Genomic DNA, 25,774 nt, shown 5'->3' on the forward strand with positions numbered 1-25,774 from the left:
CTCATCCTCCAATTATTTATATAATAAGATGGATTCAGTTTTTTGTAGGTCGATAGCATCATCTGGAAAATCTCCAGCATTCATAGGAACGGAGGTGACATAGAACGTATTGATATCTTCCAATCTTTCCAAGTCAATCTCCATGTCTATCACAGTTACCTCTCCTTTTGTTAATACCATCTCAAAAGAAGTATCACCATCTTTAGTAGATAACGCTTGATGATTGATATAAAACGTATTTTGGTATTTAACTCCGGGATGACCGAATAGTTTAAAGGTCACATGAAGCGTTCCACTGTCATTTACCTGAAGGTTGTCGACATTCATCGCACTGTCACCGTCAAAATACAACTCACTAAGCACTTGTTTCTCCAATGTCTCCAAATCTATTTTCTGCATAACACTATGCTTTTCTAACAGTTTCTCTGTAATTGGTTCATTTGATAGGCTAACATTGTTTAAATAGTTATTTTTAGGGATTTTAGAAGCTTCCAGAGCCTCCGCATCTTTTTCAAAAAACAACGGATTTAAAACCTCCAGCGTTTCGTGATAGCCTCCATACGAACTCGTTTCTTTCATATCCGGAATAAATGCTGGATTGTATATACTTGTAATACTAACATTCAGAGTTTCACCTTGCTTCCCTGTAACTGGGGTGAAGACGAATGTGAATGGTGTATCTTTATCGTCTTCCTCTAAATCAAAGATATGCATATATTCATAAGATGCTTCCGTCGTATTAAATTTATAAGGTTGTGGTATACCATCCACAAAAACAAGAAAGCCGACATTTTTAGCTTTTCCAGAAGCATTTACGAAATAATTTATTTCTAATTCTCCACCATCGTATTGCAACGGGAGCCGCCTCTCTCCACTTTCATCTAATTCTGGATTAACAAAACCATGACCTATAGCACCCATCATAACAGTGTCTTCGCCATTCACTTCAAATGGATTGTCATTTGCATAACTGGTGGTATCAGAATCATCTTTATTTGAATTTTGGTTTTGATTTGAACAACCCACTATTAGCACAACTAATGCCATTAATAATAATGCGTTACGTAAGAATCCATATTTCCCCATAAAGTATTTCCCCTTTCACATTTCTAATAATTGATATCCCTTATGTAGCATTACTTCCTTTCTACTAACTTAGGAATATCAACTTCAAAAATATTTTCATTCTTTTCCATTAACAAAATCACTTCAGTTGTAACACTTGACATATCATTTACAGGGATTTTCTTCCCATGAACAGGTTTATCCTTCTTGTGGAAGATTTCATGAATCTGTGTATTCTCCTCATCACTCAAGCTCTTTTGATCTGATTCATTTTCGGATGCAAGTATAGAATATTTGTGAGAGGATTCTGGAGTACTAATTTTCACCATCATACTTGTGCTGAGAGTTGCCACAACAATAATTGCCAAAATTGAAAATCCCCATTTTTTGTTTCTGGTATCCATAATGGAGAATATTCTATGCTTCATGCCCTGCTTCCTACTATAAAAATTTGTGGAGAATTTGCTTTGCTCCTTTGACTGTTTTCTAATGATGCCAATTATTGCTTCAACATATTTTTTCCGGCAGACTATATCTGTATCTTTGACCACTTCTTCGTCACAAGAGAGTTCACAATGAATAGAGATTTCTCTTGCTATCATATAGACGAATGGATTGAACCAATGTAGGGCGGTAGCTAAAAATACAAGTGTCTTGTACCATATATCTCTCCGTTTACAATGGACCAGCTCATGCTTAAAAATAAGAGGCAGTTCATCTTCAGGAATTTCGCCCGGCGGAAGCAAAATCGTTGAGTGAAAAATGCCAAGCAACATGGGACTGGAAATGCCGGGACAAATCCGCAAATCCACTGGCTGCTTTATTTTCAACTTCGCTTGAATATCATGCAATATTTTCAGCATTTGCGGATCAACAACTTCAGTGCTCCAACGCTTCACCACTTTCAAGAATCGTATGTGCTGAATTAAGTGTATAGTGATAAAAACAGTCACACCGACAAGCCATAGTCCACAAAACAGAAGAGACCATGGAATATTTGATGACATCATTGTCACATAGGGTTCTACGGAATGACTGCTTGTTGACTTCATAATAGGTATAAGCTTATCAATATAAATTACCGATACTTGTGGGTGAAATCGGAATGGAATAATGAGTCCGATAATAATTACCAACCATGCATAGTATCGTCCTTTGGCTGTAAACATTTTCCTAAGTATAGGAGTAATAGCAATATACATAAGTGCGATTACTGACATTGCAATGGAGGCCTCAAGTAGCGCATTCATAAATTTCTCCAAAAACTACTCCCTCCATTCTTTCGCCCATTTCAACAATTCATCTAACTCTCTTTCAGTTGGCTTTTTCGTGTTGTACAGCGTATTAACAAAACTTAAAAATGAGTTTTCATGATATTGCTCCATAAATTTTCCGGTTTCTAATTCTAGGTAATCTTCTTTGCTGATCAACGGATAATAAGTACGCTCTTTTCCTTTCTTTTCTGTTTGTAAAAAACCTCGTTCTACCAATCTACTCATGAGTGTAAGCAATGTAGGCGGCTTCCATTTACGCTCATTTCCGATTTTTACCATAATCATTGCTGTTGTGATTGGCGGTTCGTTCTCCCAAACCACCCTCATGATTTCAAATTCCGCATCGGGCAGCCTCTTAATAGTCTCCATACATACAACCCCTTTTCTACAATTGTCGTTTTTCATATTTTACAAATGTAAAATATGAAAGTCAATAGATTTTACAAATAATACTTACAGTTCTTAGTTTTTATTTGTGGAGTATTGCAGACTGAAATAATTGGAAGCTACCAGTCTAGCATCGAAAAGAAAAATCCCAATACTTAAACAATGACTAGCAGTCAATTGTAGATCGAAAAATTGTGATAACATCAAACTGTTTCATCCGCATCATTTTCCTATAAGATGATACTTTCTATAAAAAAAGAAATGTTTATACTATGCAAATAAAGTATATACCTCACTTTAAGTACATTAGTATAAACATTCTTTTACATGATTATTATTTAAGGATTAACATGCGAATAAGTATATACAGCTTTAGCTCCATATTTACTTCCACCTTGCACACCGTGTGTTCCATAAATCACATAAACGTTTGAAGGTACAGATGTCCAGGAACCTGAATAGGAAGTATATCCTCTCGGACTTTTTATTTCTTGTGTTGTAACAACTGTACTTCCATTTTTATCTTGCATAGAGCCTTTCACTGTCAGCAGTGCATTGTCACTATTTTCAGTTACCTTTGTAGTGTAACTTTTACCCGCTAACGTACCAGTCAGTGTTCCGTATCCTGGTGCCGGAGTGGAACTTGTGTTCGCGAAAGCTGTTACAGTCGCTAGCGACAAACAAGCCACAGCAGCAGCAAGACTACTAGTCAATGTTTTTTTACTTAATTTCATAGCAAATCCTCCTTTTTTTTGAAAACATGCTCTAACCCTAGCCGACATCCTGCTAAATCTACTAAATTACACTAGATTCTTGCTATACATGTACTTTCCTTTAAGTTGTCCTAGTTAAGCAAGTAAAAGGGTAACCTTAAGAAATACACGTCAAGCTGCTGACACTATTTTCAGAAGCTTCTTTTCATTTATCAATCTCCTTTTTCATATTTTGTTTCGGTTGAAACTGCATTCTTCTGAAATCACAAAGATGAACCTTACACTATGATTCTTGCATAGTTACTATCCAATTTCACCGTAAATCAAGTTGCGGTTTACCGAAGAGCTAATTAGTAGTAACTATAAATAACACATATACTGGTAATTTTAAATGCCATTTTCTAGAAAATAAAAAAACTAAAAGGAGCTATTTCTAGCTCTTAAAATTTAATCGTTCATTTCTATCTGTAGAGATAATAAACCAAACTCTTTTGCCTTTAATAATGCTTCTGTTCTTGAACCTACCCCAAGTTTCGAAAATATTTTGGTTAAATTATATTCAATAGTTCGTTGGCTCATAGATATTTCAATAGCAATCGCCTTATTTGTTAAACCTTTTGAAATTCCATCGAGTATTTGCTGCTCTTTACTTGACAGGGTAATATCCCCTAAATTCTGCTGCCCTTCATTGGTGGAAGGCCCAGCTTCTACCCTTCTTAATTGTTTTAATAATTGAAGTTGAATAACAACTTCATCCCTTAATGCGCATCTAATTGCGGTAATCAATTGTTCTGGGGCTGCAGTCTTACTAATAAAACCTGCGACCCCAGCCTCGATCAATAAATTATAATGTGACATTATGTCATACCCAGTGTAAATGAGTATAGTTGCATCTGGATCCACTTGTAGAAGCATTTTTGAAAGCTCAATACCATTTACCTTTGGCATATATAGGTCTATTAAATAGATATCATATTTATCTTCCTTAAGTGTCTCAAAAGCCTTATCAATATCTGTAATAAAAGTTGCCTTCATATCTGCTTCTTGATCTATAATTGTCCTAGTTCCCTCGCCCAAGGTAGGATGGTCATCCACAATTAAAACTTTTATCATTCACACTACCCCCTGTTTTTATCTTAATGAATATAAGTATTCCTTTTCCCGAAGTAGAGTTAATCTCAATCGTACCACCGATACTTTTTATCCTTTCCTTTATTCCGAAAATACCCATTGTTTTAAAAGAGTCATTGAGCTTGGTCATATCGATCCCTTTCCCATTATCACTGTATATTAAGGTTAGGGTTTGATTATTCTTACGTAATGCTACCGTTACTTCAGAGGCTGAGGAATGCTTCATTGCATTTGTTAAAAGCTCCTGGACCACACGATATAGGGTTAATTCATATTCCTTATTCAAAATTTTAATCGATTGATCCAATTCAGATTTTAATATGAAATTGCTACGAAGCTTTGTCTGATCGATTAAATTCTGAATGGACTGAATGATTCCTAATTCACTCAAAAAAGGCGGTCGAAGCTCATTACATGTTTCCCGTATTAAGTGGATATTGTCGAGCATTCTTTCCCTGAGTTTGAATAAATCATTTTTGATGGAAATATCCGTAACCTTTCCTTTTATCTTTTCAACTTCTCTTAGAAGCTGTAATTGATCTTGAAGCACCGAGTCGTGTAAATCAATTGATAGATTAGCTCTTTCCTTTTCGGATAAAGAGAACATTAATCTTGAAAACCAATAGGGATAATTTCCATTCTCTATTTCCTTTTTCCCTTTGTAATCTTCGATCTTTTCAAATAGACCTTCAATTAATTGAAAATTTTCAAGAAGAATACTTGAAAAATACGCCAATGTTTCAAGCCAAATTCTTTCTTGGATATTTATATTTGTTTTGGATTTCTTCATACCAAAAAAAATAATATGTTTATGATTATAGTCTCCACCAATAACAATCCCGAATCCATCCAATACCTCATTCAAAGATCCGATACGATGATTATTCCACTTTATTTTTTCTAACCCTTTAGTAAAGGAAGGGGGAAAATTACTTCTATTTTTTAGCAACCAGGTTACTCCACCATTTTCTGTTGCCACTTCAAAATAGAAAACACTTTTCGTCATTAGCACATCTTTTATCTCATTTATGAGGCTATTAATCAAACTAGTTACCTTTGTTTCATACTTTGCTCTCTGAAAAAAAGTATATAAACTGGTTTCAAAACCACTTTTTTGTGAGAATAAATGATGTCTTAATTTATAATCTAGATATTCTTTGACATATAAGAATATAGTAGTACATGTTAACAAAAGAAAAAAAATAATGAAGGTTAAACCGGAAAAAAGTTCAATATTAAGGATGAGACTTAAAAATAAAACGATAAAAGCAGTAAACGGAAGAGATAGTAAAGAGTAATACCGTAACCTGCTCAATAAAAATTCGATATCAAATAACTTTTCTGCTAGTTGTAAATAGACAAAAACAATTGGAATAACGATTAGGAAAATAGCTGTTGTTTCAGCTGATACAAGTTCCTTTTTAAAAAGGATATTTGGAATAACATATAAACAAGCAAAAGGACTAAAAGCTGAAAATAAAGTAATCCCGAGGATTTTTAAAACGGTATTCCCCTCAGAACTCTTAAATTTTAGGTAAAACCTGATTAGATGAATAAGCAAATAGCTTATTAATATTAAGAAGAATAGTAACTGAAACTGAATTATTTTAGTATGAAAATTTGGTTTTAAAAACACATAACTGCTAACCATCAAGGATAAAAAAATAAAATAGAGTATATACAATATTACAAGTGATTTTGCTTTTATAAATACTAGATTGAATCTCAGTAAATAACTTTTTAAAAAGTGAACAAATATAATTAAGGAAACGGGTAATGTTATTGTATTTAAAACCCTCCCAACAATTTCTCCCCGAGCTGAAACCGATGCGCTTAAATAACTAATTCCTGTTGACAATAAAAAGTATATTAAGATTCTTGCTGACTTGTCGTCTTTTTTTCTTCGATACAGAAAAATACTTAATGATAATGTCGTAATACTAAATAAAAACGGTAATATTAAATAATTTATATACTGTGTGTCCAAATGGTCATACGAGATGGAAATTGTTTTGATTTCTAAATTTTCATCCATGATAGTAATGAAATTCGCCATTTCCACCCTATTAAACAAAATTACCGTAGAATGTTCTTCCGGCTTTTTGCCATCGACGAGTTCTAATATTTCTCCTTCTTCTATTGGCTGATTTGAAGCCCATCCGTTTTTATATATTTTTTCAATTATCCATTGATTATTATTTTTCTTCACTTCCATCCCAACCAATGGAAATTTCAAGACGATTACGGTAAAATAACCGGTTATTCCTAATACAAATAAAATTGACAGTAAACCTAATGCGCTAGCTCTATTTTTCATTTTAACTCCTTTAAAAAAGCCGGATTAATATCCCGGCTTTAAACTTTATTGCCAATAATAGGCCCTTGGAGCAATGTGTTCATCGAAGAATACTTCCAATATCGCCTTTAGCTCTTCTGGGCTAACTCCAACCAGACTTGCTGTTCCCTCTTTTACTTTGCTTAATACATCAGAATTGTTGATTAGAAACTGAATAACATCTTGCATTTTTTCTTCTCCTAACTTATTAATAAATGTATTTTACTAGAAGATCAATATAATATTGATCAATATTAAGCTTCTTTATTTCTTCTATTGTTTTGTTTTGGTATACCTTCTTAATTACTTCGGTATAGGCTATAGCCCCTGTCATGACAAACTTATTAGAAATCAGCTTTTGATTCTTAATTATCTCATTTTTTTCTATCTTGTTGTCGTAATAATCATGAATGAACTTAAGTTCTTCATCCTTGTAATTTAGTAAATAGATAATAGGAAGACTGAACTTTTTATTTATTAAGTCATTCTTTTCATCCCATGTTTTTATATCTGACAAATCATTATTAATTTGTCCTATCAGACCAATGAACCTTGAATAAGTTCCTACTTCTACTGGATAGTCACCGGCTGCTAAGACTGAACCTACTAAACAAGACAAAGCAACCAGCGAACCTGACTTCTCAATAGTCATCTCTATATAATCAGCTTCATTCTTACAATTGTTTAGAAGATCCTTATGCTGTCCGTTTATCGATTGAAGAGCATATTTTAACAGAGTAGAAATACATTTATCCTTATTCTTAAAGCCTGTATTTCTTATAACAATTGCACTCAAAAAAAGGAGAGCTGTTGTTGCATTTAATGCTAAATTAGATTCTGTTGACCAAGGTTTGTCCTTAAAATCATCATCTTCAAAATCATCTAACATATCGAAGGATAATATCAAAATTTCTATTGCAGCTGCTACCGAATAAATTTCTTCAGTTCTTGTTCCGTTGAATATGTTATAGTGTAAGACAAGCAATTCCCCAAAAGGAAATCCTTTTTTTGATTGATAATCAACAAATCCAAAAAGCTGTTCTTTCAATTCATTTTGTTTAATATGCTCATTAATAATAGTGTATAATGATTTTCTTATCACTTGGGACATAATGGCACTCAATTGCTTGCCTCCTTGATTATTTCTTTATTTTTCCGGACGGTAATTAGAAAGTCTGTTGTCATAACCAAAGGAGTTTCAGTCACTTGATCTGCCGCCTTTTCTTCTGCAATAACAGTTGATAGATGACGATCCAGGGGGTATTGGTCCTGAATGTCAATAACTTCATCTGCCCATTCAAGAGCATAAAAATAATTACGCTCTAAATCCGACAATAAATGATGAATCCGATTCGTTTTCCATACATTTAATCGATGCACTCGACCAGAAGATCCAAAATCTTGAATATTAATCCATGGCTTATAATTAGAGAGTTCCCCTTGTCCACGACCTTCCTTCAAGTAACGGGCTATTTTTTCCTCATTGGGGTAGTACCAGCGTTCGTGCAACCAGGGGCAAAGTAAACTATTCTTGTCCCTAATTATACTAGTTAGACTCATTATCTTTTAGTTTGCGGTATAATGTCATTCTTGGGGTTCCACCAACCAAACGCTGAAAACATACGTTAAGGATTTGTTCAGAAAATCAGGAATTACTGAACACCCTATGATTAAAGGGTTTAAATAGATTTGTATTTATTTCTTTCATTAATATATCCGCACCTTTTGCGCTAAGAATTATATTTCCTGAGTATATTTTATTTTCATCAGAAATTTCTCCAGTGATTACACATTCCATATTTGATTTGTATTTTTGTAATATGATTTTTTCATTTTCAATGAAAATTTCCAATGGATCCTTCTCATTTATTTCTAATGTTCTTCTTAATTCTTTTGGAAGAACAATTCTTCCAAGTTCATCTACTTTTCTTACTACACCAGTACTTTTCAAAGTTATCAATCTCCTTATATAAATTTAAAACCTTTTATATCCAAATTATAATATAGTTTCTTTTGCTGTCAAATAGTTCCATTAAGTTTCTGTGTCCAGTTAATAAATTGAAGATAAGTTTTGTTATACCTATGATGATCTTAGCGTATGTTTTCCGCTATTATCTTGACTCGTAAATTGAAAACCTTTGCCTATCAATGGTTTATTCATTGTTGCCATGTAAACAACGTATTCGTCTTGACAATGAGCCTCGCGGCATCAGATTCTAACCTCTTGGCCCGACACTTGAGAAATGGTCGGTTTACCTTACAAGGTTATCTGTTGCCTTCTCATTGTAAAGACACCGCTACGCTGAATACGTTGTTTACAGAGTTAAGAATTCTTTACTTTGTATACTATGAATAGTGTGTTTTTAGCTAGTTAAGATAAGCGCAAAATGTTGGCGGTACGCCTTAACAGCATATTGATTGTTTTCTATTAATATTCGACAAAAAAACAGGAAGAAAGCACCTTTTTTTGTAATATTATTATATATTTAAATAGTCTGAATATTAATAAAAATAGAAGGATAGGAGTTTAATTGGAGACATTAATGGAGAAAAACACGAGAGGGTTTATTATTAAGCTAATGATTGCTATTTTATTGGTAGGTTCTGTGGGTATAGGTGCTTTTCTTTACAAAGAAAATAGCGTTGGGGCTTCTGTAAATGGTTTTTGGGCGCATCCTAAAAAAGCTAAAGAAGAAGGTTACACACTCGTAAAAAGCACAACTATTGCAAGACAACAACTCAATGATATTGGTACATATATAGACAACAAAGACAGTGATGCTAGACTAAAAAGTAGACACAGATTGTTATAATAAAATAAACAACAATAATGGGGTGTCTACATGACCAAAGGTACTGGTAAACGTTATGATGAAACATTCAAAAAAGAAACAGTGAAGTATATTCTAGAGAACAATAAATCAGTCGCACAAGTGGCTAGAGAAACTGGAATCAATACAAATACTTTACATGGATGGGTCAAGAAATATGGTGAACAGCCCGAGGTAAAAGCTGTACAAACATTTTCATCTCCAGAAGCCGAACTAAAAGCATTACAAAAACAATTGCGTGATCTGGAGGAGGAAAACGCAATTTTTAAAAAGGCGATGCACTACTTCGCGAAAAGCCCTCGGTAAAGTATGATTTTATTCATCATCATCGCTCCCAATACCGAGTGGAGAAGATATGCAAAGTCCTGGGAGTTTCTAAAAGCGGCTATTTCAAATGGATAAAACGACCAAAGAGTAGCCGACAGAAAAAGCATGAGGAACTGTCTCAAAAAGTCTTGAAAACTCACATTGAATTCAAGCAACGCTATGGAAGCATAAAAATTACAAAAATGCTAAACAAGCAAGGAATAAAAGTAAGCCAGCGTATAGTTTCACGCATCATGACAAAGAATAATTGGAAATCTTGCTTCAAGTGCTATTTTTTGCACATCCAGCTTTAAAACCAGCTACCTTTACATGTGAAGATTAACTGGGTTTCTTCATTATGGGGATAACGCCATAGGTACCACCAGCAAAATGTGAATTTACAACGTTAAGGAAATCAATATTAAAAAGCCCAATTTTAATCCTGAGAAATTGGGCTTTTTCGTTACTCAAGAAAAGCTCCCGATTGTGTAATATCTAATCTATTTGTTTCTTTTTAACTGTATGGAATGCACGAGACGTGAGTTTTTGAGCAGTATGGGAATGGATTAAATGTTTAAATCGAGTTTGCATGGACTTTACATATGTATGGAGTGCATATTCCTCCAATTTAAATCGTTTGTGCAATTGACGGAATGTAGTGGATCGTAGTTTGCGTTCTGATGGGGTCGATGAAGGGAGTTTACGAGCTTTCTGATAATCCTTAGATTCTTGCATGACTCGCAAACGTTTATCCGCTTCTGCCAAACATGCATTATAGATTTTTCGAGCAATCTCAAACCTTTTTTCAAGAATATGGGCCTCATAATGTCTAATTTCAAGTGTCAGGGTTAATACGTAGCTGGGCATAGAAGATGTCATAAAACATACTCCTTTCCTTCTCTTGCATTTTATTATATGAAAATCGTTTAATGGATTTTATTGATTATTCACCTCAATTGGTCCCTAAAGACCATTTCTATCATAGTATATCAGATTTACAGAATAAAGAACATATGTTTCTATACGAATCTTCAGATACTTGAAGTGCCGCTAACGATTTTGACCTTTTAGCGTTACTCCGTATCTGACCTCACTTTCATCCCACGTCTAAAGACGGGCTATGCCCGGTGTGGGCTTTCTCGTTTGAGAAATCTGTAATCTCGAAAGGTCTTTTATAAATACAAGCATATTTCAAAGCTAGAAATCCATCAATTGGAAATGTGTAGTTTTGCCACTCCTGTCGATATCCTAAAATTCCCCGTTGTTTAATAACTCGGTCCAACTCTTTCACTATGTATAAAACAAACTCCTCAAAGTTACATTTCGTCTTTAATACTATTCTAGGTAAATTTTTATTTATTTTTCTATCTACAATCGGATTTTGAATTTCTGTAATTGTAATTTCTAATTCTTCAAAATCTCGCTTAAATTCCCACCGCAATAAAAAGGGAACAGTATGCCACTCAATACCTCCATTTATTTTATGAAATGCACCTTCTGTAACCGCTGAATAAAAATGAACATATATTGCTAGTTTACTGTGAACACTTTTTTTCCAGTAGGGACGTGCATTTTACATGGAGAGGCGTACGTGATAGCCTAGTCAAAATCGGCTGGTTGTTGGTGTGGCTGACTTTGTGAAAAAATCAAGTACGTAGAGGCTCCATGTCAAATGACAATGAGTACGTGCTAGTTTCCAGAAAAGTGTTCACTCTTATTCAGCAAAAAGTGTTCAATTTTACTTGACGGTCACACCTTCCTTCCAACTTAAATTACATAACGGATGTATTGATGCTAAATATGAAACAAAATCTCCTAGAGTATCCGAATGAAAAGTAGGATAAAACTCAAACTTTTGTTCATTAATCTCTAATATACATGTTGCATTACCACTTCTAATTTCTACATATGAAAACTTCAAAATTAGACCACCTCAACAATATTCTAAAGTCCTATATATATTTCTTTCACAAAATAATTTAATCCTTCTTGCACTAAATGGACCTATACATAAAGAGAGAGCGCAATTTCTCTTCTGGAATTGCGCCCTTTTATGGAATAGAAATTATTTTGATAGCGAATTTTCTTTCTTCCTATAAAATAAAAATCCCCCTAATAAATGCTCCTATAACTGCTGATAAAACAATTACCACGATAAGGTTTAACACCTTAACAAATATATAGGGAGAACCAATAACTAATAGACTATCGAGTATAACGATAATTGCAAAAAGAAGCAGAATAAAATCAATTTGGCATGTGTATTCTTTTTATCTTTTACTTCTAACTAACCCCCCTCCAAAATTACAACTATTCGGCAATATGGATCTTTAAAAGCAAAAATGGCGCAAGATCTTATTCCATTATTGCGCCCGATTGTAATTAGTGCTACTTTTCTTAGTTAGCGCTAAACTGAATAGAACCCATAATATAATAGCAATTTCAGTTTGATATAACTTAACAAAATCTACTGCAAAAAGAATCATTAGCACTGCAATCACACTGAATAAAGTCGCAATAAGTAAAGATGTTTTTACCTTTCCCTTTCTCGCTAAGGACAATTGCCATATACAAAAAATAATTCCCACTAAGAAGAATAGATAAGCCATTGGACCACCTTCAATCTATCCTACAGTATCAAACAATCTGGCCCTTTAACGCCAAAAGTGTGCAATTCATACACTTGAATCGCGCCCGTTTCAGGAAGATATCTATTTATGAATGATTGTTTCCTTCTTACTATAAATTTCATAAGCGAAATATCCGAATAAATAGCCTATTCCAGTTCCTAAACTAACTGTAGATAGTAGAGGGAGTGGGAAAAACATGCCTAAAATTACACCGATAGCACAACCAAAAAGCATTCCGATTGGTATTAAACTATCTAATAAATCTTGAGCGCCTTTTGATTTTTTCTTACCAAGGTTACCTTGGTTATATTTATGTTTAAGCCTTTCAATTACAAATACTACAATCCCTCCCACTATTACAACAGGCGCAATTGCCATGACAAACCCCATGTTAGAACCTCCCTTTCACTTTTTAATCAGATCATACCTGCTACTTAAAATTTTATTCCGTTAAATGGCCCTTCGTATTATAAGGTCAGCCAGATATTTCTGGTTGATCACTTTTTATATCGATATATGATAACAATTTTTTAAAAGCTAATCTACTATATTCCCATTCTAAGTATCCCTCTGCTTCTTCTTTTGTACACCACTTATACATGGAATGCTCGAGGGATAAAGATACGGGTTTTAAACTTAAGACTTCGACACCGTAGCATATATCTTTCATTTTCATTTTGATGTTATCTTTTGTTGCATTAAATGTATAAGTAAATTGTAAGTCTGTAATTTGAACTATTTCATTAATTCCTGTTTCCTCAAATATTTCCCTTTTTACAGCATGTGTAGGCTGTTCATCTTTCTCTATACCTCCACTAACTGGTTGCCAAAATCCACCTTTTTCTAGGGTTCTTTTTAACAATAAAAATGTTGTTCTTTGATTACTTGTATATATAAATGCTTGAATATTAACTCTGTCTACCATAGAACCCCTCCGTAAGTTCCTATCGAAAAAACCTGCTCAAATAGTTGAAAAAATAAAAGAAACTATCATGTTTTGATGATGATCTCTGTTGTTTATCAATCGCACCCGTTACCCCCAATCCCCTACCTACCATTCGTTAATAATTTTATTGAAATTTATTCAATGTCCTTCTTCAAGTAAAACCTATCCGAAAAACTAAATCTAAATCCTTTATTACCCAAAATAATATTTGGAAATCAAATTTATGAAATCTTGCTCAAGTTCTTCTTTCCTTTTAACGATAATAAAGGTTGAAACAGTCGGTAGGGTGAACACATCAAAATGTGGTTGCATTAGTCTTCCTTCTATTAACTCACGCCTTAAAATTGAGTGTGGTAAAAAAGATATGCCGAGTCCTTCCTGAATGAATCGTTTTACAATGTGTGCTTGTGTAACTTTCATCGTTCGGAAACGCTTTACATATTTATTTAGCTTATTAAGCAGGCTATCCCAATAAACAGGATGATGGTAAGTGAATATATAATTATTCTGTAGTAATTCCAATGCGTCAATTGGAGGTCCACTTTCTTCATCATATGAATCAGGTGAGGTCACGAACAGAATGGGGTCATCGTAAATTCGAATCGACTCGATATTCTTTAATTTAGTATCTAGTGCTGAAATGCCCAAATTCACATCCCCGTTTTCTACGAGTTGTTCAATATTAGTTGATTCTTCAACTCGGATGCTAATCTCAACGTCTGGATGACTCTCCATAAACGTTCGCAAAATATATGGCAATATCGTTTCCGCCATAAGGGGGGAAATAGCAATCGTCCAATTCTTACGAAATCCTTGTGCATATGTATGAATCCGATTTACGCTCAGTTCCATCTGTTCGACGAGTTGCATCGCCTCTCGATAAAAAAGTTTTCCGACATCGGTCAATGTGACGCGGTTGTTTATTCGATCAAAAAGCTTTGTTCCGAGGTATTCCTCTAATAACCGGATATGAACGGTCACACTTGGTTGAGAAATAATTAGTTTTTCCGATGCTTGACGAAAATTAGTCGTTTCGGCTGCTACAATAAATGTTTTCAACCACTGAAGTTCCACCGTGATTCCCCCTTTTTTAATTAAAAAAATTAATCATTTCAATATAAAATATTTAATTTCTATAATCATATAACACCACTATACTAAAGAAAAGAAGGAGGAATCGGTATGTTTAAAAAAGGATTAAAAGATGTCGTGGCTGTTCAAACAAACATAGCTTCCGTTAAAGGAGATATTGGGGAATTACGCTACAGAGGTGTTTTAATAGACGAACTCATCCCATCTCATTCGTTTGAAGAAGTGGCATATTTTATTTGGTATGGAATGTTACCAGACGAAAGTGAGTTAAAGCATTTGGAAATTAAATTAATGAATGGGAGACAGTTGCCTCTTCATGTTCAAAAAATTATCGACGCTTTACCAGCAGAAGTACCAATCATGGATGCAGTGCGTACAGCTATTTCCGCATTTGCACATGATGGTTTTACAAATGAACCTATCGAAGAGCAAGCAATTATTCTTACTGCCGTCATTCCAGTAATCGTAGCAAGATATTATCGAAAACAACAAGGTTTACTTCCCATCAACCCGGATCCTAATTTGTCACACATAGCGAATTACTTATGGATGCTAAATGGGAAGCTCCCAAACCACCTACAAGTTGAGGCTCTTGAAACATACTTGAAATTAACAATGGAGCATGGATTGAATGCAGCTACGTTCTCTGCTCGTGTAACTATTTCGACAGAATCGGATTTAACCGCAGCCATCACATCTGCAATTGGTACAATGAAGGGTCCTTTGCACGGAGGAGCACCTTCGGGAGTTATTGAATTACTTGAAGAAATAGGAAAACCGGGAAACATCCTAACAGTTATAGAAGAAAAACTTCAAAACGGGGAAAAAATAATGGGATTCGGTCACAGAATTTATAAGACGGAAGATCCACGTTCCATTCTTTTGAGAGAAAAATGTACCAGTATGTCCGGAAAAGATGAATGGTTAGACTTAGCAACTGTAGCTGAAAAGGAAATAATTGCTTTACTCGCACATCATAAGCCTGACCGTAAACTATATACAAACGTCGAGTATTATGCAGCTGCCATTATGCGTTCTATCGAAATGCCAACAGAACTATTTACGCCAACATTCAGCGTTGCAAGAATCATTGGTTGGACTGCACACGCAATAGAGCAACTACAAGATAATTCAATTTTCCGCCCTCAGTCAGAATATATTGGATACGAAAAAAAGTGAAAGGCGAATGCATAGCACGGACAAGCACCGGAGTCCTTTTATATAACAACGATTTTTCTATTATCTTCAAGTCTGAGTACTAAAGGGGGCTGGCACCGAGAGTCTAGAAAAGACATCTCCACGCAGTAACTTATTCACAATTCGGGATTCTATCCTACGCTAAGCTATAAAAACCAGCGCATTTCTTATTCTAGAAATGCGCCCGTTTGTGGAAGAACATTATATTAAAAAGGTAAGACGTGAAAGTCGCTTAAATAATTATCATCTCCTAATAAAACTTACTTGTATTCTTCTTTGTAAAAAGCTTCTTTTAATAAATCCATGTACTCAAAAATCTCTTCAAAGCTCTTTTTCCCTATATTCGCTGGAAAATCTCCCCTACCATAAACAAATAATAAAATATAGGCAGAAACGTTTATTTCTTTTTAATGAAAATTGAGGTGAAACCACCTTCAAAAGTTAAATTGATTTAATCATTCCTCCGTCAACTAAAATTGAACTTCCAGTTACATAAGAACTTGCATCAGAAACTAAAAATACGACTACATTAGCAAATTCCTTCGGAGTTCCATACCGTTTTAAGGCTATTGTATTTTGGGACCTTTCTGTAACTTGCTCTTTAGAAACACCTAATCTCTCGGCATTCACTTTATCAAGGTGTGCAACACGCTCTGTTGCAATTCTTCCAGGGCTAACTGTATTAACTAATATGTTATATGGAGCCAGTTCTTCTGCCAATGTTTTAGCCAGTCCTACAATACCTAATCGAAATGTATTCGAAAGAATAAGTCCGGGTATAGGTTGTTTTACAGATGAAGAGGCAATATTAATAATTCTTCCTCCTGCCTCTTTTAAATCTGGAAGAACTTCACGGATGATTCTAATATAACTCAATAAATTTAGTTCAAATGCATTTTGCCAGTCTTGATCAGAGACGGATTCAAATGATCCTACAGGAGGTCCACCAGCATTATTAATTAAAATATCAATTTTGCCGAACACCTCATTAGTTTTGCGAACTAACGATTTAATGTCTTCTACTTTTGTAATATCAGCTGGAAAATATGAAACTTTCCCTTTACCTAGAGCATCTAATTCACTTTTAACTGTTGCTAACTTTTCAGCATCTCTACTTGTTAGCATAACATTTGCCCCTTCTTTTACTAGTTGCATGGCTATTGCTTTCCCTAGACCTTGACTGGAAGCTATGACAAGTGCGACTTTATTATGTAAATTCAGTTCCAAATCTAAACACCTTCCTTTTCGTATATTTTTATAGAATATTCACTTTATTATAATCAAGTTGGGATCTATCTCGAAAGAAAGCTATTAAACTAGTTTTGCTTCTTTTAGGTTTATCTGTTCTGGTATTCTATTAACTATTTCTTTTCCAATTTCAATGGAAGCTGTTGCAGCTGGAGATGGGGCATTACATACATGAATCGTTCGTTTTCCCATAATAATATGGAAATCATCGACCATATTCCCATCACTTCTTAATGCTTGGGCACGGACACCAGCAGGTGCAGGTATTAAATCATCTTCTTGGATTTCAGGAATCAATTCCTGTAGGCTTTTTGTAAATTGTTTTTTGCTAAATGAACGGGCGTATTCTTCAAGCCCTTCCTTTGCAAATTTACCCGCCATTTTCCATAAACCAGGAAAGCATAAAGATTCCATTAAATCTTTTGCATTAAAATCTGTCTTTTTATATCCTTCACGTTTAAAGCTAAGCACTGCATTTGGCCCTGCATCGACCTCGCCACTGATCATTCGGGTAAAGTGGACTCCTAAAAATGGAAACTTTGGATTTGGTACTGGATAAATTAAATGTTTAACAAGATAGCGTTTTTCAGGCTTCAATTTAAAATACTCGCCCCTAAAAGGCAAGATTTTCATATCCGTTTTATATCCTGTAGCTGCAGCTATACGGTCACTGTGAAGTCCTGCACAGTTAATCACCATTCTAGATCTATATGTACCCCGATTTGTCTCGATGACCACTTGGTCTGAATCTTCATGCATTTTCTCTACTTTTGTATTTAGGTGTATTTCTCCACCGTGCTTCTGAACAATTTCAGCAAATTTTTCACTTACTGGTCTGTAATTAACGATGCCTGCCTGAGGAACACGTATTGCCCCTAGACCGTTAACATGTGGCTCAATTTCCTTCAATTCATCGACACCAATTTTTTGAATAGCTAATTGATTTTGTAGTCCACGTTTATATAAGTTCTCAAGAAGTGGTAACTCTTCCTGTTTAGTTGCAACAATTACTTTTCCACAAATATCATGGTCTATTCCGTGAGTTTGGCAGAATTCAGTCATCGATTTACTTCCTTGACGCGCAAAACGTGCTTTGAAACTATTAGGCTTGTAATATATTCCTGAATGAATAACTCCACTATTGTGCCCTGTTTGATGTTCCGCGACAGCTGACTCCTTTTCCATAATCGCTACTTTCGCATTAGGAAACCGTTTATAAAGTGCCATTCCCGTTGATAAACCTACAATCCCTCCGCCAACAACTGCAAAATCATACACTATTTAACACCTCCATTATCCCGGATTTCTGCTATTAAGGTTTATATTCACCAGATTCTCTGAGCATCGAAATACCCGTTCTTTTCGAAATCTCTGTTAACGACAATTTAGGATAATCCACCGAAAATGCTCGCAGTACTTGTATCACTCGGTGGATTGAAGACATCGAATAATTACTTTTAAATTTTTCATTTTCCATTGAAAACACCTCTTTCAGACCAACTCTCTTCATATTACATTGTCTTTAAACAAAACTGAAAGTTCTTCTTCCTCTATTCCAAGAAGTTCTTCAAATACTTCCTTATTGTGCTGACCTAACCCAGGCGGGCCGAATTTAGTTTGGATATTTAATCCGCTGTGCCGAAGCGGACTAGCCAGCAACTTTACCTCACCCGCAGCATAAGGAACTGTTTCGATTCCCCCCCTAGCGATTACTTGATCTTGCTCCAATGCCTGTTGAATATTATTTACACGCCCTACAGGAACCTTGGCTTCTGCAAGAATTTCAACCCATTCACTTGACGTCTTAGTCGCTAATACTTCCTCGATCAGCTTAACTAATTCATCTTCATTTTGTTTACGATCATCATTTGTTAAAAAGCGTCCATCACTGCCCCACTCTGGATGATCCAATGTTTGAGATAGCTTTCGGAACAAGTTATCGTTCCCCGCACATATCATAATTGGAAAATCAGCAGTTTGGAATACTTGATATGGCGCAACATTATTATGTTGATTGCCTTTCCGCACAGAAATCATTCCTGTATTTAAATAAGCACTAGCAACATTGGCCATATTAGAGACTTGAACATCCAGCAAAGCCATGTCGATATATTGGCCTTCTCCAGTTAGATCTCTTTGCCGTATTGCAGCGACTATCCCTAATGCAACATAAACCGAAGTAATGATATCAGCAATCGGAATTCCTACTTTTGTGGCTTCGCCATTTGGGTCACCTGTGACATCCATCAACCCGCTCATCGCTTGTATGACTGGATCAAAGCCTGGCAGTAAACCTAAGGGGCCATCTTGTCCAAATCCTGTTACCGAGCAAACAATGAGCCTTGAATTTCGTCCCTTTAAAACTTCATAATTCAGCCCAAGTTTGTCCAAAGTACCAGACTTAAAGTTTTCAATTACAACGTCTGATTTTTCTACCAAATTCAGGAAAAGCTTCTTCCCTTCTTCCGTTTTTAAATTAAGGGTAATAGACCTTTTATTACGATTAGCACTTAAATAGTAGGTACTCTCTCCATTTATAAAAGGTCCCCACTCCCTCATACTGTCCGACCCGCCTGGTGGCTCCACGCGTATGACGTCTGCACCCATGTCTCCGAGTGTCATGGCTCCAGCTGGGGCGGCATAAACTCTAGACAAATCCAACACACGTATATCATGCAGGGGCTGTATCAATCCAACTCACCTCTTTTACTTTATTGCTGTTTATTTTTTCCGAAATTCGGTTTTCTTTTTTCCGTGACAGCTCGGACACCTTCTTTATGATCTTCCTCTTCCATGACCAGCGCCATTTTCGAAGAAATATAGTCAAGTGAGGACCGTAATGACATTTCGCTATTTTGATAGACTGCACGCTTGATGAGCTGCGTTGCCAGTTGAGGGCCACTTGCTAAGTTGTGAGCGTAGTCTGCAACTGCTTGATCAAGCTCCTCATCTGGCACAACAAATGTAACGAGTCCGCGTTCTTTTGCCGCTTCTGCTGTCAACACTTCTCCCGTCCACAACATATGCAATGCCATATCCCGTCCAACGAGTCGCGGCAAGAAGTACGCTCCACCGTCTCCAGGCACAATTCCTACTTTGATATAGCTTTCAGACAATCGAGCTGATTCTGAAGCAAAACGAATATCACACATAAGAGCCATATCAAGTCCTGCACCAAATGCCACTCCATGTACTTTTGCAATAACTGGTTTGTCGATTTCTTCTAATAAAAGAGGGATCCTCTGCACCTTTTTCCACAGCGAGTTCTTTCGATTTATTCCTTTTGAAACAATATCTTGATCCGACTTGTAGAATCCGTTACCAGCGATCATCTCTTTAATGTCTCCACCCGAGCAGAAGCCTCTTCCTGCTCCTTGGACAATTAAAACAGAAATCTCATCTGAATCCCTCACTTTCTCAAGCGAGTCAATCCATAAATCAAGCATTTCGCCACTAAACGCATTTAGTGCTTCAGGACGATTTAATGTGATGGTTGCGATTTTATTATTGACTTCAAACAGTAGATCCGGCATGTGCTTCTTCTCCTTTTACATGAGTAATCGATTCCCAAATCGTTTCTTCTCGAGCCTGATACAAACTGGCTAACTGATCAGCCCAATACGTCTCATTTCCTCCTTCTTCACGCCACGCCCACAAACGACGTGTAAAATGATGAAGTTCATGTTCATATGTCATCCCAATTCCAGCATGTAGCTGGTGTGCAGCTTTTGCAACCACATTCGCGTTAGCGGATAACTCAATTTTTGCCATCGCAATTTGCTCTTTTTCCAAGTCTGATAGATAAGATGCACTCGCCACAGCAAGTGTTGCATAGGCTGCAGCCACCTCGCCAGCCATTGCAGTCAAGTGATGCTGGATAGCTTGGAATTTGTGCAGTGGTCGACCAAACTGCTGACGCTCTTTTGAATAGAAGATAGATAAAGCTAGCACACTTTCCATCGCACCTGTCATCATCGCTACACGGCTAAGCGCTAAGAATTTTTTGTAATCTTCTAATGCCTCTTTAAAACTTAGATCTAATTTCTTCGTTTCACCTAAATTTGAAAAGGTTAAGCTATCACGAGGCTCCGCAGCTAGATTGTCATTCTTCTCAATCTCACATACTAATGCATTGACAATTGAATAAGAAGCTTGATGATCCTCCTGACGGATCACAATCACTTCGTCTATATATCTTCCATATGGAACATTTATTAACTTATACGGAGAATGAACCGACGAGCTTTCTTCTGCGAAATGAACGACTCTTAATTTATCTTCGACCTCACCTTCATGTGCGGCAAGAAATTGATTGGCATATATAACCTCCGCTAAAGGAACTGGAGCAGCGTGCTTTCCGACGACTCGCAGGATAGCGAAAACGTCCTCATAATCTCCGCCGCCCCCACCTTTCTCTTCGGCAATTCCAAGTAATGTTAACCCAGATTCTTGAATCGTCTTCCATAGTGAACTCGCCCACTCACCTTCTTCAAAACGTTCACGTTGTTCCTTAGTCGATAAGTCTCTTAAAATCTTCCCAACAGTGTCTTCAATAAATGATTTCATCTCATTCATGCAGATATCACTCCTTTTCCTACAATCCCTCTAAGGATCTCAGTTGTTCCACCACGAATGGTAAATCCTGGCCCGTGTAAAATGGATTCCGCTAACATCCTGGCATACACATCTTCCGCGTGCTTGCTTGGCATCGCCGGTAAAAGTAGCCGAATGAGCTCAGCCACACTTTGCTCAAAGCTGTTGCCAAGGTCTTTCACTAGAGCAGCTGCTAGGTTTACATCTTTTTTCTCTTCAAGGAGAGCAGCAATACCTATCGACATATTACGCAGTGCCCACATTCGGCTTACTAGTTTCGAAGCCTCCATCAAACCTCTATGATCCTCCTTTTCTTTCAATAGACGAATCGCCTCTTCAAGCAGAGGAAATGTGCTTAAAATTCGTTCTGGGCCACTTCGTTCGAATGCCAGTTCAGTCAACCCTTGTGCCCAGCCATTTCCAACTTCTCCAACTACTCGGTTATCTGGAACAAAAACGTTTTCAAGAAAGACTTCGTTAAAGTGATGTTCACCCGTTAAGAACTGAATGGGCCGAATGGTTACGCCATCGGATTTTAGATCAATGATTAATTGACTCATTCCTCCATGACGATTTTTTGGATCCTGCTGAGAGGTTCTGCAAAGTGTGATCATGTAGTGCGAGTGATGAGCACCAGAGGTCCACGTCTTCATTCCATTAACGATCCATCCGCCATCCACTTTTTCAGCGGTTGTTTTTAGTGACGCTAAATCAGATCCTGAGTTCGGTTCAGAAAGTCCAATCGAAAAATAACATTCACCCTTCACGATTTTCGGAATAAAAAATTTCTTCTGTTCTTCTGTCCCAAATTTTAAAATTAACGGTCCAGATTGACGATCTGCAAACCAGTGTGATGCAACGGGAGCTCCAAACGCTAAGAGCTCTTCTGTAATGATGTAACGGTCTATTGTGGAACGTGCTTGCCCCCCGTATTCTTTCGGAAATGTAATCCCGATCCAGCCTTTTGCCCCAATCTTTTTCGAAAATTCCTTACTATACCCGCTTAGCCAAGAATCTGCATGTGTGTCGAATGTTCCTTTTTGTTTCTCAGCTTGTAAGAAAGAACGTACTTCTTTACGAAACTCTTTTTGTTTTTCCGTAAATTCAAATGCCGGAAGTTGTAATTGTCTCATTATCTCTCACTCCTTTTACCGATATAGCATAACTATTATGCAAATTGTATGATTAAATTCATATTACCTGCCAATGCTTTATTTGCTATTTTTTATTAACAGAAAATTTAGTCGATATTTATTCATAGATTAGGAATTAGGATATCCCACAGGCTTCAGCTAGCAGTTCAACAATATGAACCACTTTTATTTTTTCTGTTTTCCCTTCGCGCCGGACACCTAATTTCATCTGTAAATGGCAGCCTGGATTACTTGTGACGATGATATCTGGCACCACTTTCTCAATATGATTCATCTTTTGATCCAACACTTCCATCGCTTCATTGTAGTGGATAACATTGTAAATTCCTGCAGATCCGCAGCACATGTCCTGGTTTTCAAAAAGGCGGTAATCAATCCCCGGAATCTTCTTTATCAATTGGTGAGGCTCATTAATGACTTTTTGAACATGCTGTAAATGACATGAAGGTTGGTATGCTACGACTTTTCGAATTTCTTTAGTAAATGGCAATGAACTCTCGGCTAATAAAACGCTAATATCTTTACACCGCGAGGCAAATTTTTCTGCACGAGAACGCCATTCTGAGTGTTCGTCAAACAATTCAGGATATTCCACCAACATCGCACCACAGCCACCAATACTATTGACAATAAAATCAAAATCATATTTTTCAAATACTGCAATATTTTTTTGAGCTAGGGCAATGGTCTCTCTTTTTTTTCCACTATGATGTAAAAGAGCTCCACAGCATGTTTGTTCTTCGATCAAGGTGACTTTGAAGCCTGCAAGCTGTAGCAATTTCATACTGTCATCATTAATTTTTGAGAACATCATATCCATAATACAACCAACAAAAAATCCAACAGTATAGGTCTTCTTCCCAATTGGAGGTAATACTCTGTATTCTCTTTCTTTTTTTTTCGGCATCTTGATCACGGGCGCAATAGATTCCATTGCCTGAATACTATCTGGGAATACCCTCATGATGCCTGCTTTTCTCGCTAAAGATACCATTCCTGTTTTCTGTGCTATTTCTAACCCCCTTCCGGCAACTTTTTGCCACTTTTTATTCGGTATTCCTTTTTCAAGGAGTAGCGATTCCATTTTAGAAGCAGGCATCTCTTTCGCGATTAATTCCTTGGCAGATTGTAAAATGGTCCCGTATTGAACATTGGTCGGACAAGCTGTTTCACAGGCTCTACAGCCTAAACATAACTCAATGGAAGAAGCTGCGGACTCTATCGAAATTTTTTCTTCTGCTAATAACTTCACTAAATTTATTCGCCCCCGCGGTGACTGGGTTTCCACACCTGTCGTCTCGTAGGTTGGGCATTTGGGCAAACAATAGCCGCATTGGACACATGCAAACGTTTCTTCATAGGCTAATAGATGGCTTCTACTCATTTGTTAACACAAACCTTTGTCCAGGCTCTGGAAACACTTTTCCGGGATTTAAGAGGTTATAAGGATCCCAGGCTTCTTTAATCCGTTTCATCATGGATAAACCGGTTGGACCAAGCTCCATCTCCATAAAAGGGGCCTTCATCGTTCCAATCCCATGTTCTCCTGATAACGTGCCACCCAATTCCACTGCAGCTTTAAAAATCTCCTCGACTGCTTTTTCAACTCGCTTCATTTCTTCGATATCTCGTTTATCCGCTATTATATTGGGATGTAAATTCCCATCTCCAGCATGACCAAATACAACTAAATCGATGTTATACCTATCTCTAATTTCCTTTAAACGTTGAAACATGTCTGGAATCCTACTGCGCGGAACAGTAGCATCTTCTGAAATTTTCGTTGGCTTTTTTCGGACTATTGCTGGAGAAACTAGTTTTCGCGCCTTCCAAAGTTCGGCTTCTTCTTCCTTCGTTTTTGCTATTTTCACTTCAATAGCGCCAATTTCCAAGCAAATTTCCTTTACCCTTTTGGCTTCTGCCTCTATGGCAGCAGGATGACCGTCCAATTCTATTAATAAAAGTGCTTCTATTTCGGTAGGTAACCCTGATGGATCAAATTGCTCTACAGCGACAACAGATGCTTGATCCATAATTTCTAATTTAGATGGTAAAATGCCACCTGTCAGGATGCTGGAAATGGCTCTTCCAGCAATGATTAGGTCATCAAAAAGGACCAATAAAGTTCCTGTAGACTGTGGTTTAGGGATTAGCTGTAAAATCGCTTTTGTTATTATCCCTAAAGTCCCTTCAGATCCAACAATTAATTTCGTCAAGTCATATCCTGTTACATTTTTTACGGTTCTTCCCCCAGTTTGGATTACTTCACCGTCAGCAGTAACCACTTCAAGGCCAAGCACATAATCTTTCGTAACCCCATATTTAAGTCCATGCGGGCCACCGGCATTTTCCGCTAAATTCCCACCAATCGTTGACACATGGGAGCTGCTCGGATCAGGAGGATACATAAGACCAAATTGATTGGCCTTTTTATTAATATCTGCCGTTATGACTCCTGGGGAAACAATCGCGACTAAATCATCTGGTTCGATAATTAAAATATCTGTCCATTTAGAAAAATCAAGAACAATCCCTCCATGAACAGGTAATGGTCCCCCGCTTAAGCTAGTTCCCCTTCCCCTTGGATAAATCGGGATTTTATATTTATTGGCCAATTTGACAATTCCAACCACTTCATTCGTAGAAGTTGGCTGTACAACAATATCCGGGAGAAAAACGCCGAAAGAAGCATCATATGAATAACTGGCAAGATCCGCTTCATTTGTAAGTACTCGACGTTTGTTATTGATCACTTGGCGTATTGCTTTTTCTATTTCTGCATGTATCAAGACCCAAACCTCCCTTTGAAAAATATTTAATCATGAATGAAAATTCAAAATATTCGATTTGTTATATATTAAAATAATAGAAA

Annotated in this window: 27 protein-coding genes; 4 read left to right on the forward strand and 23 right to left on the reverse strand. The window is 36.5% G+C overall.

All coding sequences use genetic code 11. The features are described 5' to 3' along the window. Positions 1–12 precede the first annotated feature (12 nt). The 10 genes from KHA94_RS06015 to KHA94_RS06060 all read right to left on the reverse strand — a co-directional run bounded on the left by KHA94_RS06015 (position 13) and on the right by KHA94_RS06060 (position 8,856). Positions 13–1,086 carry a beta-glucanase/beta-glucan synthetase gene (locus KHA94_RS06015; protein ID WP_213101162.1) on the reverse strand — a complete coding sequence of 358 codons (1,074 nt, stop codon included), beginning with the start codon at positions 1,084–1,086 and terminating at the stop codon, positions 13–15. Between the two features lie 50 nt (positions 1,087–1,136). After that, entirely contained in the window at positions 1,137–2,327 is a 1,191-nt protein-coding gene (locus KHA94_RS06020) for a M56 family metallopeptidase (RefSeq protein WP_213101163.1), read from the reverse strand. 3 nt (positions 2,328–2,330) lie between these two features. Then, positions 2,331–2,708 carry a BlaI/MecI/CopY family transcriptional regulator gene (locus KHA94_RS06025; RefSeq protein WP_213101164.1) on the reverse strand — a complete coding sequence of 126 codons (378 nt, stop codon included), beginning with the start codon at positions 2,706–2,708 and terminating at the stop codon, positions 2,331–2,333. 356 nt (positions 2,709–3,064) lie between these two features. Further along, positions 3,065–3,460 (reverse strand): hypothetical protein, encoded by a 396-nt coding sequence (locus KHA94_RS06030; RefSeq protein ID WP_213101165.1) that lies wholly within the window; start codon positions 3,458–3,460, stop codon positions 3,065–3,067. Positions 3,461–3,886: 426 nt separating this feature from the next. Continuing rightward, positions 3,887–4,552 carry a response regulator transcription factor gene (locus KHA94_RS06035; protein ID WP_213101166.1) on the reverse strand — a complete coding sequence of 222 codons (666 nt, stop codon included), beginning with the start codon at positions 4,550–4,552 and terminating at the stop codon, positions 3,887–3,889. Beyond that, positions 4,527–6,887, reverse strand: a complete 2,361-nt coding sequence (locus KHA94_RS06040) for a sensor histidine kinase (protein ID WP_213101167.1) — start codon at positions 6,885–6,887, stop codon at positions 4,527–4,529. Before KHA94_RS06040 ends, KHA94_RS06035 begins: the two co-directional genes overlap by 26 nt. A gap of 45 nt (positions 6,888–6,932) precedes the next feature. Then, positions 6,933–7,094, reverse strand: a complete 162-nt coding sequence (comX, locus tag KHA94_RS06045) for a competence pheromone ComX (protein ID WP_213101168.1) — start codon at positions 7,092–7,094, stop codon at positions 6,933–6,935. 19 nt (positions 7,095–7,113) lie between these two features. After that, on the reverse strand, positions 7,114–8,028 hold the full coding sequence (locus tag KHA94_RS06050) for a polyprenyl synthetase family protein (protein WP_213101169.1): 915 nt from the start codon (positions 8,026–8,028) through the stop codon (positions 7,114–7,116). Next, positions 8,025–8,366 carry a PDDEXK family nuclease gene (locus KHA94_RS06055; protein WP_213101170.1) on the reverse strand — a complete coding sequence of 114 codons (342 nt, stop codon included), beginning with the start codon at positions 8,364–8,366 and terminating at the stop codon, positions 8,025–8,027. Before KHA94_RS06055 ends, KHA94_RS06050 begins: the two co-directional genes overlap by 4 nt. 184 nt (positions 8,367–8,550) lie before the next feature. Further along, the gene (locus KHA94_RS06060) at positions 8,551–8,856 is read right to left on the reverse strand and encodes an AbrB/MazE/SpoVT family DNA-binding domain-containing protein (RefSeq protein ID WP_213101171.1); all 306 of its coding nucleotides are present in this window, start codon (positions 8,854–8,856) and stop codon (positions 8,551–8,553) included. 592 nt (positions 8,857–9,448) lie between these two features. Here KHA94_RS06060 and KHA94_RS06065 point away from each other — a divergent pair. Genes KHA94_RS06065 through KHA94_RS26610 form a run of 3 tightly spaced genes read left to right on the forward strand, consistent with a single transcriptional unit; the run spans position 9,449 to position 10,356 of the window. Beyond that, positions 9,449–9,718: a hypothetical protein gene (locus KHA94_RS06065; protein ID WP_213101172.1), complete on the forward strand. Its 270-nt coding sequence runs from the start codon at positions 9,449–9,451 to the stop codon at positions 9,716–9,718. 30 nt (positions 9,719–9,748) lie between these two features. Next, complete coding sequence (locus KHA94_RS06070) at positions 9,749–10,042, forward strand: transposase (protein WP_213101173.1); 294 nt, start codon at positions 9,749–9,751, stop codon at positions 10,040–10,042. 38 nt (positions 10,043–10,080) lie between these two features. After that, positions 10,081–10,356, forward strand: a complete 276-nt coding sequence (locus tag KHA94_RS26610) for an IS3 family transposase (protein ID WP_420828136.1) — start codon at positions 10,081–10,083, stop codon at positions 10,354–10,356. Positions 10,357–10,537: 181 nt separating this feature from the next. Here KHA94_RS26610 and KHA94_RS06080 read toward each other — a convergent pair whose 3' ends face one another. From KHA94_RS06080 to KHA94_RS06100, 5 genes are all read right to left on the reverse strand, one after another. Then, positions 10,538–10,921: a hypothetical protein gene (locus KHA94_RS06080; RefSeq protein ID WP_213101175.1), complete on the reverse strand. Its 384-nt coding sequence runs from the start codon at positions 10,919–10,921 to the stop codon at positions 10,538–10,540. 1,484 nt (positions 10,922–12,405) lie between these two features. After that, entirely contained in the window at positions 12,406–12,651 is a 246-nt protein-coding gene (locus KHA94_RS06085) for a hypothetical protein (protein ID WP_213101176.1), read from the reverse strand. 102 nt (positions 12,652–12,753) lie between these two features. Continuing rightward, positions 12,754–13,062, reverse strand: a complete 309-nt coding sequence (locus tag KHA94_RS06090; protein ID WP_213101177.1) for a hypothetical protein — start codon at positions 13,060–13,062, stop codon at positions 12,754–12,756. An 85-nt stretch (positions 13,063–13,147) separates the two neighbouring features. After that, positions 13,148–13,597, reverse strand: coding sequence for an NUDIX hydrolase (locus KHA94_RS06095; RefSeq protein WP_213101178.1), 450 nt, complete (start codon positions 13,595–13,597; stop codon positions 13,148–13,150). A gap of 213 nt (positions 13,598–13,810) precedes the next feature. Next, the gene (locus tag KHA94_RS06100; RefSeq protein ID WP_213101179.1) at positions 13,811–14,692 is read right to left on the reverse strand and encodes a LysR family transcriptional regulator; all 882 of its coding nucleotides are present in this window, start codon (positions 14,690–14,692) and stop codon (positions 13,811–13,813) included. A gap of 108 nt (positions 14,693–14,800) precedes the next feature. Between KHA94_RS06100 and KHA94_RS06105 the strand changes: the two genes are divergently transcribed. Then, positions 14,801–15,889, forward strand: coding sequence for a citrate synthase/methylcitrate synthase (locus KHA94_RS06105; protein ID WP_213101180.1), 1,089 nt, complete (start codon positions 14,801–14,803; stop codon positions 15,887–15,889). A 459-nt stretch (positions 15,890–16,348) separates the two neighbouring features. Here KHA94_RS06105 and KHA94_RS06110 read toward each other — a convergent pair whose 3' ends face one another. The 8 genes from KHA94_RS06110 to KHA94_RS06145 all read right to left on the reverse strand — a co-directional run bounded on the left by KHA94_RS06110 (position 16,349) and on the right by KHA94_RS06145 (position 25,688). After that, positions 16,349–17,134: an SDR family oxidoreductase gene (locus KHA94_RS06110; RefSeq protein ID WP_213101181.1), complete on the reverse strand. Its 786-nt coding sequence runs from the start codon at positions 17,132–17,134 to the stop codon at positions 16,349–16,351. A gap of 84 nt (positions 17,135–17,218) precedes the next feature. After that, the gene (gene lhgO / locus KHA94_RS06115) at positions 17,219–18,433 is read right to left on the reverse strand and encodes an L-2-hydroxyglutarate oxidase (RefSeq protein ID WP_213101182.1); all 1,215 of its coding nucleotides are present in this window, start codon (positions 18,431–18,433) and stop codon (positions 17,219–17,221) included. Positions 18,434–18,661: 228 nt separating this feature from the next. Further along, positions 18,662–19,846 (reverse strand): CaiB/BaiF CoA transferase family protein, encoded by a 1,185-nt coding sequence (locus tag KHA94_RS06120; RefSeq protein WP_213101183.1) that lies wholly within the window; start codon positions 19,844–19,846, stop codon positions 18,662–18,664. A gap of 20 nt (positions 19,847–19,866) precedes the next feature. Then, entirely contained in the window at positions 19,867–20,688 is an 822-nt protein-coding gene (locus tag KHA94_RS06125; RefSeq protein WP_213101184.1) for an enoyl-CoA hydratase/isomerase family protein, read from the reverse strand. Continuing rightward, entirely contained in the window at positions 20,669–21,730 is a 1,062-nt protein-coding gene (locus tag KHA94_RS06130; protein ID WP_213101185.1) for an acyl-CoA dehydrogenase family protein, read from the reverse strand. Before KHA94_RS06130 ends, KHA94_RS06125 begins: the two co-directional genes overlap by 20 nt. Further along, a complete protein-coding gene (locus KHA94_RS06135) occupies positions 21,727–22,881 on the reverse strand; it encodes an acyl-CoA dehydrogenase family protein (protein WP_213101186.1) in 1,155 nt (384 codons plus the stop codon). Before KHA94_RS06135 ends, KHA94_RS06130 begins: the two co-directional genes overlap by 4 nt. Positions 22,882–23,017: 136 nt before the next feature. After that, positions 23,018–24,286: a (Fe-S)-binding protein gene (locus KHA94_RS06140; RefSeq protein WP_213101187.1), complete on the reverse strand. Its 1,269-nt coding sequence runs from the start codon at positions 24,284–24,286 to the stop codon at positions 23,018–23,020. Further along, the gene (locus KHA94_RS06145) at positions 24,279–25,688 is read right to left on the reverse strand and encodes an FAD-binding oxidoreductase (RefSeq protein ID WP_420828146.1); all 1,410 of its coding nucleotides are present in this window, start codon (positions 25,686–25,688) and stop codon (positions 24,279–24,281) included. Before KHA94_RS06145 ends, KHA94_RS06140 begins: the two co-directional genes overlap by 8 nt. Positions 25,689–25,774 lie beyond the last annotated feature (86 nt).

Source organism: Cytobacillus citreus (genome assembly GCF_018343665.1).
GTDB classification, from domain to species: domain Bacteria; phylum Bacillota; class Bacilli; order Bacillales; family Cytobacillaceae; genus Cytobacillus; species Cytobacillus citreus.